Below are 14,799 nucleotides of genomic sequence, written 5' to 3' on the forward strand. Positions count from 1 at the left end.
TCCGTCATCCCGGGCTCTTGACCCGGGATCCATTCAGCTGCGCTGCTGGTTGTCTGAACTCCCCATGCTCCGGCTGCATGGATCCCGGATCAAGTCCGGGATGACGGCGAAGTTGGTCGTGCCGTCGGTGCTTCCAATCAAAGGAGGAAAGGCTCTAGATCGCGAACGAGGTCCCGCAGCCGCAGGAGGAGGTGGCGAGCGGGTTCTTGATCTGGAACGACTGGCCGATCAGGTCGTCGACATAGTCGATCTCGGAGCCGTCCATGAACGGGATCGAGACCTGGTCGATCAGCACCGTCGCGCCGTCGCGGGTCAGCACGAGATCGTCCTCGGCGCGGCTCGCGTCGAGGTCGAAGCCGTATTGGAAGCCGGAGCAGCCGCCGCCGGACACGGAAATGCGCAGCGCCGTGCCGGACGGCTCCTTGGACAGGATGCGTGCGATGCGCTTGGCAGCGCGCTCGGAAATCGTGATCGCCATGGTCATGAGGACATCCCGATGAACCGCTAGGATGCTGGTTCGTTCAAGGATAGTTAGGATTGCAGCGCCGGGTGGTCAACCCGTGCGGGTCAGGCGAGGCGGCACATGGAAGGTTCGATCGGCTTCGGGGGCGAGCGCGCGGCCTTTGCCGTACAGCCGGGCGAGAGCCGGGGCCGCCTTTATCCCGAGCCGGGCAGCCCGACGCGCACGCCCTATCAGCGCGACCGCGACCGCATCATCCATTCGACGGCCTTCCGCCGGCTGAAGGACAAGACGCAGGTCTTTCTCTATGACGAGGGGGACCATTACCGTACCCGCCTCACCCACACGATCGAGGTGGCGCAGATCGCCCGCGCGCTGGCCCGCGCCCTGCGGCTCGACGAGGACCTCGCCGAGGCGGTGGCGCTGGCGCATGATCTCGGCCACACGCCGTTCGGCCATGCCGGCGAGCGGGCGCTGGATGCGGTCATGGCTGATTATGGCGGCTTCGACCACAATGCGCAGAGCCTGCGCGTCGTCACCAAGCTCGAGCGGCGCTATCCCGATTTCGACGGGCTGAACCTCTCCTGGGAGACGCTCGAAGGGCTCGTGAAGCACAACGGACCGCTGGTGGGCGCGAACGGGCAGGGCATCGGCGTCTATGCCGGTCGCCCGTTGCCGGTCGCGCTGACGGCCTATGCGGAGCTGCAGGATCTGGAACTCGCCAGCTATTCCTCCGCCGAGGCGCAGGCCGCCGCGATCGCCGACGACATCGCTTATGACGCGCACGACATCGACGACGGCATGCGGGCCGGCCTGCTCACCGCGGAAGGGCTGCGCGAGGTGCCGTTCCTGCGCGACATCATGCTGGCGATCGAGGATGAGCATCCCGGCCTTCAGCCGCCGCGCCTCGTCAATGAGGTCGTGCGGCGGGTGATCACGCGCATGATCGAGGACGTGATCCGCGAGTCGCTCGCCCGCATCGCGGCGCTGGCGCCGACAAGCGCCGACGATATCCGCCATGCCGGACGGCAGGTGATCGCCTTCTCCGACGCGCTGGCGCTGGCCGATCGCGAAGTGAAGTCGTATCTCAAGAAAAACGTCTATCGCCATGAACGCGTTATGAAAGTCATGCGATCGGCAGAGGATGTGGTGCGCCAGCTCTTCGTGCGCTATTGGAGCGATCCGGGGGCGCTGCCCGAGGGCTGGCGCGCCGACGCCAATGCGCTCGACGAGCCGCGCCGCGCCCGGGCGATCGCCGACTTCCTGGCCGGCATGACCGACCGCTATGCACTGCGCGAATATCAGCGTCTGTTTGACGCCTCCACCGATTTGGGATAGCGCCACGCATCCACCGAACCATTGCCAGACCCGCTCGACCGAGACCGTCCGACCATGAACATCTTCCGCGATTTCACTGCGCGCGTGACTTCCGCCGTCGAGCTCGTGCTCGCCGCCCGCGGCACGGAGGGTGCCGATCTTTCGCGCATCGTCGTGGAGCCGCCGCGCGATGCCGCGCATGGCGACCTCGCAACCAATGCCGCGATGGTGCTCGCCAAGCCGCTCGGTCTGAAGCCGCGCGACCTCGCCGAGGCGATCGCGGGGCGCCTGCGCGATGACGGCGCCGTTGCCTCCGTCGACGTTGCGGGCCCGGGCTTCATCAACATCGTGCTGACGGGCGCCTATCGCGCCGAGGCGCTCCGCGCCCTGATCGCGGCCGGTCCTGCGTATGGCACCGGCGATATCGGCAGCAGCCTCAAGGTCAATGTCGAATATGTCTCGGCCAATCCGACCGGCCCGATGCATGTCGGCCATTGTCGCGGCGCGGTGGTGGGCGATGCGCTCGCCAATCTGCTGATTGCGGCCGGCTACGACGTCACCAAGGAATATTACATCAACGACGCCGGCGGGCAGGTCGACGTGCTCGCCCGCTCCGCGTTCCTGCGCTATCGCGAGGCGCTCGGCGAGGATGTCGGCGCCATCCCCGAGGGCCTCTATCCCGGCGACTATCTGGTCCCGGTCGGCGTGGCGCTGGCGACCGAATATGGCGCGGGCCTGCTGGCGAAGAGCGAGGCCGAATGGCTGCCGATCGTGCGCCAGTTCGCGATCGACGCCATGATGGCGATGATCCAGGACGATCTCGCGCTGCTCAATGTGCGCCACGACGTGTTCTTCTCCGAGCGCTCGCTCGCCGGCCCCGATGGCGGCAAGATCGCCTCGACGATCGAGGACATGGAGAAGAAGGGCTTCGTCTATCGCGGCACGCTGCCCCCGCCCAAGGGCCAGCTTCCCGACGATTGGGAGGATCGCGAGCAGCTCCTTTTCCGCGCCACCGATGTCGGCGACGACATCGACCGGCCGCTGATGAAGTCGGACGGCAGCTACACGTATTTCGCCGGCGACGTCGCCTATATGAAGGACAAGTTCGACCGCGGCTTCCGGCGCATGATCTATGTGCTCGGCGCCGATCACGGCGGCTATGTGAAGCGCCTTCAGGCGGTGGGGCGCGCGATTTCGGGCGGCTCTGCCTCGATCGAGGTGCTGCTGTGCCAGCTGGTCAAGCTCTACCGCGCCGGCGAGCCGGTGCGCATGTCGAAGCGCTCGGGCGATTTCGTGACTTTGCGCGACGTCGTGGAAGAGGTTGGCCGCGACGCGGTGCGCTTCATGATGCTCTATCGCAAGAGCGACGCGCCGCTCGATTTCGATTTCCAGAAGGTCACGGAGCAGTCGAAGGACAATCCGGTCTTCTATGTGCAGTACGGCCATGCCCGCGCCGCATCGATCCTGCGCAATGCCGAGATCGAGCTTCCGGGCCGCGATCTGTCGGCGGAAAAGCTGGCGTCGTCGGATCTGACGCTGCTCGATGATTCGGGCGAGCTGGCGCTTCTGCGCCGCCTTGCAGAATTCCCGCGTATCGTCGAATCAGCGGCAGAGGCCAGCGAGCCGCACCGCGTTGCATTTTACCTTTACGAACTGGCAGCCGAGTTCCATCAGCAGTGGAACCGGGGCAAGGATCTGCCGCAATTACGGTTTATTAATCTTGAAGAACCAGAGTTGACCGCATCCAGACTGGCCCTTGTTCATGCCACAAAGCTGGTGCTCTCATCCGGTTTGTCGATACTGGGCGTCAGCGCGCCCGAGGAGATGCGCTAGGCATCTTCTCACTGATTTGAGTACCGACCGGTGTCTGGATCGGCCGAAAGTGGAGTGCGATGGCAGATCGCTACGAGAAGTCTTTCACGCGCAAGCCGAATCCTTCGGATCCGGCTTCTTCGCGATCGCCATCGTCGGACGATCCCCTGGCTGAGCTGGCCCGTATCGTGTCCGGCAACCAGAGCTTCGATGATCTCGTCGGGCGTCCCGCCGCTTCGGCGCAGCCGGCGCCCCGTCAGGCGGCTCCCGCTGCGCCAGCGCAGCGCGCGCCCTCGCGCGATTTTTCGTTCGATCTCGAATCCGAACTGCTGAACGACCTGCAATCCTCCTTCGATCCGAATGCGCGGGTCGCGCCGCCGCGTGCGCAAGAACCCCGCATGCAGGAGCCTCGCATGCAGGAGCCGCCCCGCATGCAAGAGCCGCGCATGCAGGAGCCGCCGCTTCGGCAGGCCCCGCCGGCCGCACCGCCACGCCAGGCGCAGGCTTTCGACGATATGCGCCTTCGCGGCGCCGCTCCGCCGCCGCCCCAGCAGCCGGCGCAGCCCGCCAATTGGGGTGCATCCCGCGCGCCCGCGCCGGCGGAAGAAGATCCCTATGCCGGCACGGCCTATTCGTCCGGCGACTACGATCGTCCCGCCGATCCGTTCGCGGCCAAGCGCGGCGCCGCGCCCGTCCGTGCGCCGGCGGCCCCGCCCGCGCCGGAGCCGGCAGCAGCCGGCGGCTATGACGACGACTATTATTACGATGATGCGGCCGAGCAGCCCTATGACGAGGGCGATTATTCCGAGGAGAATTTCTCGGAATATGACGGCTATGGCGCGCAACCGCCGCGCCGCTCGCGCAAGCTCCTGATCGGCGCCGCGATCGTGCTCGCCGTGCTGCTCGCCGGCGGCCTGGTCGCGCTCGCGCTCAAGGACAATGGCACGCTGACGACGGCGAGCGCGCCGCAGGTCATCGACGCCGATCCCAACCCGACCAAGGTCCAGCCGACCGTGCAGCCGACCGATTCGGACGGCCAGCAGAACAAGGTCATCTTCGATCGCGCCAATCCGGACACCGCGCCTCAGGAGCAGCTCGTGCTCCCCGACGACGGCGCCGTCGACTCCGCGCCAGCTTCGAACGAGTCGGCCGGCAGCCGCGAGATTTCGCGCATCATTCTCCCCGGCGCGCCGGGCGACAATTCCACCGAACCGGCCGTGCCGGGCGCTTCGTCCGGTGAGACCGATCAGTCGGCCGACGGCGATTCGGTGCCGCGCAAGGTGCGCACCGTCGTGATCAAGCCGGATGGGACGATCGTCTCCAGCCAGGCCCGCGCCAAGGGCGCGCCGGATACCGCGCCGGATGTCCCTGCGGCGCCTGCCGCCGACGCAGCGCCCGCCGCCGATGCTGCCCCGTCGGCTGCGGCTGCACCCGCCGCCGACAGCGGCGCCGCCGCTGCGCCCGAGCCGGTCCTGCCCGACGTCGTTCCGCCGACGCCGGCTCGCGAGCCCTCGGCGCAGGTTGCCGAGGCTCCTGCGGCCAGTTCCGCAGCGCCGGTGAAGGATAACTCGCAGCTGGAGCCGCCGGCCGCGGCGCCCGCGCCCAAGGTGGCGGCCCGCCCTGCCGCGACGCAGGCTGCGCCGTCCTCCGGCGGCTTCGTGGTGCAGGTCACCTCGCAGCGCAGCGAGGATCAGGCGGTGGCGGCGTTCCGCGCGCTGCAGCGCAAATATCCGAGCATTCTCGGCAATCGCGCGCCGGATATTGCGCGCGCCGATCTCGGGGCGAAGGGCGTCTATTATCGCGTCCGCGTTGGACCGACGGCCACCCGCGACGAGTCGATCTCGATCTGCGAGGCGCTGAAGGCCGCCGGCGGCGACTGTATCGTCCAGAAGAACTGAGCGCGCGGCTCTCCGCGCGCCCCTCTCCAGACCGCAACATCCGACGGATCCGGACACTCATGACAGCCAAGGCGTTCATCTCCGGCTGTGCCGGAACTGCACTGACCGATGACGAGATCGCCTTCTTCCGCGACGAGCGGCCCTGGGGGCTCATCCTCTTCAAGCGCAATATCGGAACGGCTGAGGCGGTCTGCGATCTCGTCGCCGCCTTCCGCGATGCGCTTGGCGATCCGGACCGGCCTGTCCTGATCGACCAGGAGGGCGGCCGCGTCCAGCGGATCGGGCCGCCGCTCTGGCCGAACCGGCCCGCCGCGAAATTCTCCGGCGATCTCTATGCCGAAGATCAGGCCGCCGGCCGCCGCATGGCCTGGCTGCAGGGGCGCCTCATCGCCTCCGACCTCGCCGATCTCGGCATCACCGTCGATTGCATTCCCGTTCTGGACGTATCCACGCCGCACACCCATGCGGCGATCGGCAACCGCGCCTATTCGCATGATGCCGATGCCGTGACGGCGCTCGGCCTCGCAGCGGCCGAGGGACTGATGGCCGGCGGGGTGCTGCCCGTCATGAAGCACATGCCCGGGCATGGCCGCGCGACGCTCGACAGCCATCTGGCGCTGCCCGAGGTGGATGCGGCGCTTTCGACGCTCAAGCATTCGGATTTCGTGCCGTTCCGCGCCTTGGCGGCGCTGCCCATGGGCATGACGGCGCATATCGTGTTCCACGCGATCGATCCCGGCCGCCCGGCAACGACGTCGCGGATCGTGGTCGACGAGATCATTCGCGGCCATATCGGCTTCGACGGGCTGCTGATGAGCGACGACCTCTCGATGAAGGCGCTCGGCGGCGATTATTCGAGCCGCGCCGCCGCGGTGCTCGATGCCGGCTGCGACATTGTCCTGCACTGCAACGGCCTCATGGACGAGATGCGCGCCGTGGCCGATGCCGTGCCCGAACTGTCGGGTCGCTCGGCGGAGCGCGCCGCGACGGCGCTTGCGGCGCGCAAGCCCGCCCACCCCCTCGACCGCGAGGCGGCGGAGGCGGAATATGCGACGCTGGCGGATCGGGCGGGCTGGCCGCCGGCCGCGAGCTGAACGGATCGGGGATGGCCGAGGGCAAGGACGGCCTGATCGCGGAATGGGAAGGCGCGGAGCGGCGGGCCAACCGGCCCGACGACGAGACGCTGCATGTCGATGTCGACGGCTTCGAAGGCCCGCTCGACCTGCTGCTCTCGCTGGCCCGCACGCAGAAGGTCGATCTCGCGCGCATCTCGATCCTCGCGCTCGCGGATCAATATCTCGCCTATATAGAGAAGCTGCGCGAACTGCGGCTCGAACTCGCCGCCGACTATCTCGTGATGGCGGCCTGGCTCGCCTATCTCAAATCGCGCCTGCTGCTGCCGGAGCCGGCGGCCGCGGAGGGACCGAGCGGCGAGGAGATGGCCGCCGCGCTCGCCTTCCGCCTGCAGCGGCTGGAGGCGATGCGCGATGCGGCCGCGCGGCTCGTCAATCGCGACCGGCTCGGGCGCGACGTCTATCCGCGCGGCGCGCCTGAGCCGGTGGAGATTTCTTCGAAGACGGCCTATAGCGCGACGCTCTACGACCTGCTCATGGCCTATGCCGCCCAGCGGCAGCGCCAGATGGTCTCGATCGTTCATGTCCGCAAGCGTCAGGTCTGGTCGCTCGCCGACGGGCGCGAGATCCTGACGCGCATGATCGGCCGCCTTGCGGAGTGGACGCCGATGGAAGTCTTCCTTTCGCCCTATCTGGTGACGCCGGAGATGCGGGCGACCGTGCTCGCCTCGTCCTTCGGGGCGAGCCTTGAACTGGTGCGCGAGGGCAGGGTGCTGGTGCGCCAGTCGGGCGCCTTCGCGCCGCTCTATCTGCGTGATCCGGGCGCGGAGGGCGCCGATGACTGACGACAGCAACATCACCTCGCTGGCACCCGAGAGCCGCCGCTTCGCGCTCCGCCTCGTCGAGGCGCTGCTGTTCGCGAGCGGCGAGCCGCTGGCGGCATCGGACATCGCCTCCCGCCTGCCCGAGGGCAGCGACGTGGATGCGCTGCTGGCGGAGCTGGAGCACGCCTATTCGGCGCGTGGCGTCAATCTGGTGCGCGTCGCCGGCAAATGGCTTTTTCGCACCGCGCCGGATCTCTCCTTCCTCCTGAAGCGCGACTTGACCGAGGCGCGGCGCCTGTCGCGGCCGGCGCTCGAAACGCTCGCCATCATCGCCTATCACCAGCCGGTGACGCGCGCCGAGATCGAGGAGGTGCGCGGCGTCTCCATCTCGAAGGGCACGATCGACGTCCTGATGGAGCAGGGCTGGGTGCGCATGCGCGGACGCCGCCGCGCGCCGGGCCGGCCGGTCACCTATGGCACCACGGAGGCGTTCCTGGTGCATTTCGGCCTCGACGCGATCGGCGACCTGCCGGGCCTCGAGGAACTGCGCGGCGCGGGCCTCCTCGACGGGCGCATCCCGCCCGGCTTTGCCGTCCCCGAGCCGCATGACGGCCCCGATCTGACGGCGGACGAGGATCCGCTCGATCCGGGCGACCTGCTCCCGTCCGGTCTTGGCGAGGAGCAGTGAGCATTTTGGTCGATTTTCGCGCCCGCTGCCGCTAAACGCTTGGCCATGGCCAGCATCCAATCCCCCGAGCAATCCGCTACCCTCGAGCGCACCTCCTGGGGCCGCCGTGGCACGGCCGGCGTCACCATCGCCGCGCGGCTCGGCTTCGAGGGCATTGTTCACCACTATGGCGAGTCGCTCTCGCTGAAGGGCATCGACCTCGTCGTCGAGCCGGGCGAGATCGTCAGTCTGCTCGGACGCTCCGGTTGCGGCAAGACGACGCTGCTGCGCGTCGCGGCCGGGCTCGAGCGGCCCTCGGGCGGCCGCGTGCTGGTCAATGGGCGGGAAATCTCGGGGCCCGGCACCTTCGTGCCGCCGGAAAAGCGCGGCGTCGGGCTGATGTTCCAGGATTTCGCGCTGTTCCCGCATATGACGATCCTCAAGAACGTCACCTACGGGCTCGCCGACCTGCCGCGCGCGGAAGCTGAGCGGCAGGCGCATCACGCGCTGGCCCGTGTCGGCCTCGAAGGCTTTGCCGCTGCCTATCCGCATGAGCTTTCCGGCGGCGAGCAGCAGCGCGTCGCGCTTGCCCGCGCCATTGCGCCGCGGCCGAGCGTGCTGCTGATGGACGAGCCGTTCTCAGGCCTCGACAAGCGCCTCCGCGATCATGTTCGCGACGAGACGCTGGCGATCATCCGCGAGACGCGCGCAACCTGCATCATCGTCACGCACGATCCCGAAGAGGCGATGCGGATGAGCGACCGCATCGCGCTGATGCGGCAGGGCAAGCTGCTGCAGGTCGGCACGGCGCGCGATCTCTATGAGCGGCCGAGCAATCTGTACGCTGCGCGATTCTTCTCCGAACTCAACGAGTTCGACACGCTCGCCCGTGGCGGGGAAGCGGTGACGCCGATCGGAACCGTGCCGGCGCCCGGCCGGGCCGAGGGCAGCGCGCTGACGGTCGCCGTCCGTCCGCAGGGCATCCGATTCGCCGCGGAAGGCGTGCCGGGCCGCGTCGTTTCGCATCGTTTTCTCGGCGAAGTCGATCTCGCGGAAGTCGCCGTCGAGAGCTGCGATGCGCCGATCCGGCTGCGCCTGCGCGGTGGAACGCCGGTGCGGGCGGGCGAAAGCGTGGCGATCGCCGTCGACCCGCGCGACGTGCTCATATTTGATAAAGCCTTAGAATAGCCCTACATGCGGTCAAGGGTCGGTTGAAGTGCCGTGTCCGCTCTGCGATAGTCCGCGGCTACCGGCGAGAACGCGTTTTCTGGAGACTGTTCGATGGGTTCCTTCAGCATTTGGCACTGGCTTATCGTGCTGGTGATCGTCCTGCTCCTCTTCGGCAAGGGCAAGATCTCGGACGTCATGGGCGACATGGCCAAGGGTGTTAAGAGTTTCAAGAAGGGCCTCGCCGACGACGACGAGACGCCCGTGAAGCCTGCCGGCTCGACGATCGATCACAAGCCCGCCGACGTCGTTTCGACCAGCGAAGAGAAGACCCGCGCCAGCTAAGGCGCATATCGGGAACGGGACGTGAAGTGATGACCGCTGCCTCCTCGGTGGCGGTTTCGTTCGTGTGATCCGGCGGGGATCGATGTTCGATATCGGTTGGTCCGAAATACTGGTCATCGTGGTTGTGGCGATCGTGGTCGTCGGTCCGAAGGACCTGCCGCCCATGCTGCGCGCAGCCGGACGCATGGTCGCGAAGATGCGGCGCACGGCGGGCGAGTTCCAGAGCCAGTTCAACGAGGCGCTGCGCGAGGCTGAACTCGACGGCGTCAAAGAGTCGATCGACCAGATTCGCGGCCTCAATCCGCTGAACGACATCAAGAAGTCGCTGGATCCGATCCAGGCCGCGCTGTCGAGCCCGACACCGATCGCCAAGCCGGCGCCGGAACCGGTGCCGCCGCCCGCGGGTCAGGACGCGCAGCCGGTGAGCGACGGGGATATCTCGCCCGCCGCGCCGCCGGCCCTTGCGTCACCCGACAGCACCGCCGCTCCGATCGAAACGGCGCCGCTGGCGTCCGCGCCTGAGGCTGTGCCCGTGCCGGTCGCGGCCGGCGCTGCCGACGAAGCCGCGCCGGCGAAGCGCGCGAGCCGTCGCAAGGCGGTCCCGGCCGGAGGCGCCGAGGCTGCGACCGACGCTGCCGAGGCCATCAAGGATGCCGATGCGCCGGTGAAGAAGCCGCGGGCGCCGCGCAAGAAGCCTGTTGCCGTTTCGGCCGAGGCCGGCGAGCCGGTCGTGGACGCCCCCGAGACCGTGCCGGCCGCCGAGGCGACCACGACGCCGGAAGGGCGCAGCGCATGAGCGAGAAGAAGATCGAAGAGGACGAGGTCGAAGCGAGCCGCATGCCGCTCATCGATCACCTGATCGAGCTGCGCCAGCGGCTGATGTGGGCGATCGGCGCGATCCTGGTCGCCTTTCTTGTCTGCTTCTATTTCGCGGGCACGATCTACAACATCCTGGTGATCCCCTATGAATGGGCGGTCGGTCCGACCCAGGATGTGAAGCTCATCTACACGGCGCCGCAGGAGTATTTCCTGACGCAGATGAAGCTCGCCCTGTTCGGCGCCGTCTTCATCGCCTTCCCCGTGATCGCCTCGCAGATCTACAAATTCGCTGCGCCCGGCCTCTACAAGCATGAGCGCGCGGCCTTCATCCCCTATCTGATCGCGACGCCGATCCTGTTCTGCATGGGCGCGGCGCTGGTCTATTTCCTGATCCTGCCGCTGGCCCTGCACTTCTTCCTGTCGTTCCAGCAGACGGGCGGCGAGGGCAAGGCCTCGATCGAGGCGCTGTTCAAGGTCAATGAGTATCTCGGCCTGATCATGACGCTGATCCTGGCTTTCGGCACGGTGTTCCAGCTTCCGGTCGTGCTGACGCTGCTCGGCCGCGCGGGTATCGTGACGTCGGAGATGCTGCGGTCGAAGCGGCGCTATGCGATCGTCATCGCCTTCATCATCGCCGCGGTGCTGACGCCGCCGGACATGATCAGCCAGATCTCGCTCGCCGTTCCCGCCCTGCTGCTTTACGAGCTCTCCATCATCTCGGTCGGCATGGTCGAGAAAAAGAGGGCTGCGAAAGCGGCTGCGGAATCGACCGACATCGCCGAGACGTGAGCGGGCGGGCGCGCATTCGCCTTTGCCCGCGCGGGAACTTCGCCCTAGATGGATGGCATGATGGACGTCATGGCCAAGGACCTGATCGACGCTGACGCTGCCGGGACCGCCGCGAGCGCGCCCATGGTCGATCCGTTCGGCCGCTCCATCCGGTATCTCCGCGTCTCGGTCACCGATCGCTGCGATTTCCGCTGCGTCTATTGCATGGCCGAGGACATGCAGTTCCTGCCGAAGCGCGATCTGCTGTCGCTCGAGGAACTGGACCGGCTCTGCACCGTCTTCATCGAAAAGGGCGTCAAGAAGCTGCGCCTCACCGGCGGCGAGCCGCTGGTCCGGCGGAACATCATGAGCCTGGTGCGCTCGCTCTCGCGCCATATCGAGGCGGGCCGGCTCGAGGAGCTGACGCTGACGACGAATGGCTCGCAGCTGGCGCGTTACGCCGGCGAGCTCGCCGATGCCGGCGTGAAGCGGATCAATGTCTCGCTGGATACGCTCGATCCCGAGCGGTTCCGCGCGCTGACGCGGCGCGGCGATCTCGCCGTCGTCCTGGCCGGCATCGACGCGGCGCAGAAGGCCGGGATCGCGATCAAGATCAACGCCGTGGCGCTCAAGGGCGTCAATGAGGACGAGATCGACGACCTCATCCGCTTTTCGCACGGGCGCGGCATGGATCTGACGCTGATCGAGACCATGCCGCTCGGCGAGATCGATGGCGACCGCACCGAGCAATATCTGCCGCTCTCGCTCGTCCGCCGCCGGCTGGAAGAGACATGGACGCTCGCCGCCAGCGGCCACCGCACGGGCGGGCCGGCGCGCTATTTCACCGTCGCCGAGACCGGCGGGCGGATCGGCTTCATCACGCCGCTGACCCATAATTTCTGCGAGAGCTGCAACCGCGTCCGTGTCACCTGCACCGGCACGCTGTTCATGTGCCTCGGCCAGGAGGATGCGCGCGACCTCCGCGCGCCGCTCCGCGCCTCCGAGGGCAACGAGTTGCTCGCTGCCGCCATCGACGAGGCGATCGCGCGCAAGCCCAAGGGGCATGACTTCATCATCGATCGCGACCACCAGCGCCCGGCGCTCGGTCGTCATATGAGCGTGACCGGCGGATAGACGCGCCGTTCTTCACCGCCATGACGCAGCTTGGGTTCGCCCGGCGCTGCGACGGACCGTGCCTATCGCGCCTGCTTGGCCGCATAGAGCGCGCGGTCGGCCTGAACCCAGAGGTCCGCAATGTCTTCGGCATCCCCGGGAAGGCTGGCATGGCCGGCGCTTGCTCCGACGCGCACGCGCGTTCCGTCGATCAGATAGGGCTCGCCGGAAAGCGTCGCGACCAGCCGCTCGGCGAGTGCCTGCGTCGCCGTCGGGTCGAGGCCCTGCGCCACGATCATGAACTCGTCGCCGCCGATGCGCGCGACCCGATCTGCCGGGCGAACCGCGCGGGACAGGCGCGCGCCGACCTCCTCGAGCAGACGATCGCCGGCGATGTGGCCATAGGTGTCGTTGATCAGCTTGAAGCCATCGAGATCGACGCAAAGGATGGTGAGGCGGTCGCTCGCCTCGGTGCAGATCGACTTCAGGGCCTGATCCAGACCGTGCCGGTTCAGCAGCCCGGTCAGCGGATCATGGCGTGCGAGGCGGGCATTGCTCCATTCGGACACCAGCGTATCGACCACGAGGCCGTGAAAATTGCGCAGGATCATCCAGACGCCCAAGAGAAAGGGCGGGGCCATGGGGATCAGCAGCAGCAGGCCCGGATAGCCGGAGAAGGGCGTTCCCGCGACGAGCGGGACGAGGCAGAGCAGAACCAGGAGGAAAGCGAGCCGCGGCGCGGCGAAATTGATCGCCGTGATCGCGCTGAGGCTTCCCAGAATCTGCGCTGTCCAGAGGACCATCAGGACGGGATCGCCGGTCGTCATGGCGACGAAGCTCTGCACGCCATGCATCGCGCACCACGCCATGGCGCACCAGAGCGAGGCCTCGATCTGCATCGGGCGACCGGCGCGGCGCGCCTGATCGACCCGGTGAATGACCGCGATGCGGATCGCAAGCACGATCACGGCGGTGCCGGTTACGGCAAGGATCGCCGGTTCCGGCCTGCGCACCAGCGTCAGCACGGCCACCATGACCCAGTTGAGCATGCCGATGAGCACGGATGTCGAGGAGACCGCGAGCTGTCCCAGCAGCGGGCCGCGCGCCTCGTCCGGGACATCGCTGCGTGCGGTCGTCAGCCAGTCGATGAAGGAGCCGGGGCGGGGCAGGGCGGCGACGGGACGACTGGCCATCGGAAACTCGCGAACGCGCAATCCAGGGCTCACCTGCCCCAATATTCATAACAAGTATGTCGCAATGCATATCACATGGTGCACTGCACAATATCCGGTCGATTTCAAAAGATCGTGGAGTGTTGCATGGCCGTTGCAGCTTGATTGTTGCCTCTGGATTGTTCAATCTGATGGTGTCGTGACCATTCTGTCCGACCCGGCTCCGCGCCGTCCCGCCGCATCCAGCCTTCGTATCGCCCGTGAGCGCCAATCTCAAAGGCATCGCCATGATGTTGCTGGCGGGCCTTGCCTATATTGCCAACGACACACTCATCAAGCTGGCCAGCGATCACCTGCCGACCGGCGAGATCATCTTCATCCGCGGCTCGTTCGGCGTCGCCATCATGGTCGGGCTGGTCATTGCGACCGGCGCCTGGCGGCAACTGCGCTGGCTGGGCGACCGGCACGTTCTGGCCCGCTCGATCAGCGACATGGCGGCGACGATTCTCTATCTCGTCGCGCTGTTCAACATGCCGATCGCCGATATTTCGGCGACGTACCAGATCGTCCCGCTGATGACGACCGCGGCCGCCGCACTCTTCCTCGGCGAGCGGGTCGGCTGGCGGCGGTGGATCGCGATCGCCATGGGCTTCGTCGGCGTCATCATCATCATGCGGCCTGGCGGCAGCGGCTTCGACGTCTTCTTCCTCGTTGCCCTCGCCTCCATGGCGCTGATCACGCTGCGCGATCTCGTCACCCGCCGTCTCGATGCCGCGGCGCCGACGCTGCTCGTCGTCACCGGCGCGACCGTCGGCGTCTGGCTGCTCGGCATCGTCATGACGTTCAACGAGACCTGGGTTCCGCCGACCGTGCATGACTGGTCGGTCCTGACGATCGCGGGCGCGCTGCTCGTCTCGGGCCATGGCTTCATGGTGCTGGCGATGCGCCATGGCGCCGTCGCGGTGGTGGCGCCGTTCCGCTATGCGGTCGTCGTCTATGCGATCCTGATTGGCTATTTCGTCTGGGGCGACGTGCCCGACGCCTATATGCTGACGGGCACCGCCATCGTCGTCGCCACCGGGCTCTATTCCTTCCGCCGCGAACAGCGCCTGGCCGCCGCGCAACGCCGTCAGGCCGCGCTGGCGGGCGAGGGGATCTGACGGCCCGGGGAGCTGTCGTATCCTGCTGGATTCGGGCGTCGATCAACACCCTGCCCAAATAGAGTTCCGTCATCCCGGGCTCTTGACCCGGGATCCATTCAGCTGTGCCGCTGATTATCCAGACTCCCGACGATCCGGCTGCATGGATCCCGGATCAAGTCCGGGATGACGCCGGAGCTGGTGGCGCGGTCGGCACTTCAATCG

General features: G+C 67.4%; 14 protein-coding genes. 12 read left to right on the forward strand and 2 right to left on the reverse strand.

Going from position 1 to position 14,799, the window contains the following annotated elements:
• Positions 1 to 154 precede the first annotated feature (154 nt).
• Entirely contained in the window at positions 155 to 484 is a 330-nt protein-coding gene (gene erpA, locus GGR25_RS00995; RefSeq protein ID WP_183396872.1) for an iron-sulfur cluster insertion protein ErpA, read from the reverse strand.
• Positions 485 to 583: 99 nt separating this feature from the next.
• Here erpA and GGR25_RS01000 point away from each other — a divergent pair, with 99 nt between their 5' ends.
• The 11 genes from GGR25_RS01000 (at position 584) to moaA (ending at position 12,284) form a co-directional block, all read left to right on the forward strand.
• Positions 584 to 1,798: a deoxyguanosinetriphosphate triphosphohydrolase gene (locus GGR25_RS01000; RefSeq protein WP_183396873.1), complete on the forward strand. Its 1,215-nt coding sequence runs from the start codon at positions 584 to 586 to the stop codon at positions 1,796 to 1,798.
• Between the two features lie 54 nt (positions 1,799 to 1,852).
• On the forward strand, positions 1,853 to 3,610 hold the full coding sequence (gene argS / locus GGR25_RS01005; protein WP_183396874.1) for an arginine--tRNA ligase: 1,758 nt from the start codon (positions 1,853 to 1,855) through the stop codon (positions 3,608 to 3,610).
• Positions 3,611 to 4,002: 392 nt separating this feature from the next.
• A complete protein-coding gene (locus tag GGR25_RS01010; RefSeq protein ID WP_183396875.1) occupies positions 4,003 to 5,487 on the forward strand; it encodes an SPOR domain-containing protein in 1,485 nt (494 codons plus the stop codon).
• A 59-nt stretch (positions 5,488 to 5,546) separates the two neighbouring features.
• Complete coding sequence (gene nagZ, locus GGR25_RS01015) at positions 5,547 to 6,581, forward strand: beta-N-acetylhexosaminidase (protein WP_183396876.1); 1,035 nt, start codon at positions 5,547 to 5,549, stop codon at positions 6,579 to 6,581.
• Positions 6,582 to 6,592: 11 nt separating this feature from the next.
• Entirely contained in the window at positions 6,593 to 7,405 is an 813-nt protein-coding gene (locus GGR25_RS01020) for a segregation and condensation protein A (RefSeq protein WP_183396877.1), read from the forward strand.
• Complete coding sequence (gene scpB / locus GGR25_RS01025) at positions 7,398 to 8,072, forward strand: SMC-Scp complex subunit ScpB (protein WP_183396878.1); 675 nt, start codon at positions 7,398 to 7,400, stop codon at positions 8,070 to 8,072. Before GGR25_RS01020 ends, scpB begins: the two co-directional genes overlap by 8 nt.
• 45 nt (positions 8,073 to 8,117) lie before the next feature.
• Positions 8,118 to 9,239 (forward strand): ABC transporter ATP-binding protein, encoded by a 1,122-nt coding sequence (locus tag GGR25_RS01030; RefSeq protein ID WP_183396879.1) that lies wholly within the window; start codon positions 8,118 to 8,120, stop codon positions 9,237 to 9,239.
• Positions 9,240 to 9,332: 93 nt separating this feature from the next.
• Positions 9,333 to 9,563 (forward strand): twin-arginine translocase TatA/TatE family subunit, encoded by a 231-nt coding sequence (locus GGR25_RS01035; RefSeq protein WP_183396880.1) that lies wholly within the window; start codon positions 9,333 to 9,335, stop codon positions 9,561 to 9,563.
• Between the two features lie 82 nt (positions 9,564 to 9,645).
• On the forward strand, positions 9,646 to 10,359 hold the full coding sequence (gene tatB, locus GGR25_RS01040; protein ID WP_183396881.1) for a Sec-independent protein translocase protein TatB: 714 nt from the start codon (positions 9,646 to 9,648) through the stop codon (positions 10,357 to 10,359).
• Positions 10,356 to 11,171: a twin-arginine translocase subunit TatC gene (tatC, locus tag GGR25_RS01045; protein ID WP_210299772.1), complete on the forward strand. Its 816-nt coding sequence runs from the start codon at positions 10,356 to 10,358 to the stop codon at positions 11,169 to 11,171. The genes tatB and tatC overlap by 4 nt, the downstream gene beginning before the upstream one ends.
• Positions 11,172 to 11,294: 123 nt before the next feature.
• Positions 11,295 to 12,284: a GTP 3',8-cyclase MoaA gene (gene moaA / locus GGR25_RS01050; protein ID WP_246409222.1), complete on the forward strand. Its 990-nt coding sequence runs from the start codon at positions 11,295 to 11,297 to the stop codon at positions 12,282 to 12,284.
• A 62-nt stretch (positions 12,285 to 12,346) separates the two neighbouring features.
• On the opposite strand, the gene GGR25_RS24880 is transcribed toward moaA, so the two are convergent.
• Complete coding sequence (locus GGR25_RS24880) at positions 12,347 to 13,456, reverse strand: GGDEF domain-containing protein (RefSeq protein WP_183396882.1); 1,110 nt, start codon at positions 13,454 to 13,456, stop codon at positions 12,347 to 12,349.
• A gap of 239 nt (positions 13,457 to 13,695) precedes the next feature.
• Between GGR25_RS24880 and GGR25_RS01060 the strand changes: the two genes are divergently transcribed.
• Complete coding sequence (locus GGR25_RS01060; RefSeq protein ID WP_343067933.1) at positions 13,696 to 14,595, forward strand: DMT family transporter; 900 nt, start codon at positions 13,696 to 13,698, stop codon at positions 14,593 to 14,595.
• Positions 14,596 to 14,799 lie beyond the last annotated feature (204 nt).

It is taken from the genome of Kaistia hirudinis (genome assembly GCF_014196455.1).
Classification (GTDB): Bacteria; Pseudomonadota; Alphaproteobacteria; order Rhizobiales; family Kaistiaceae; genus Kaistia; species Kaistia hirudinis.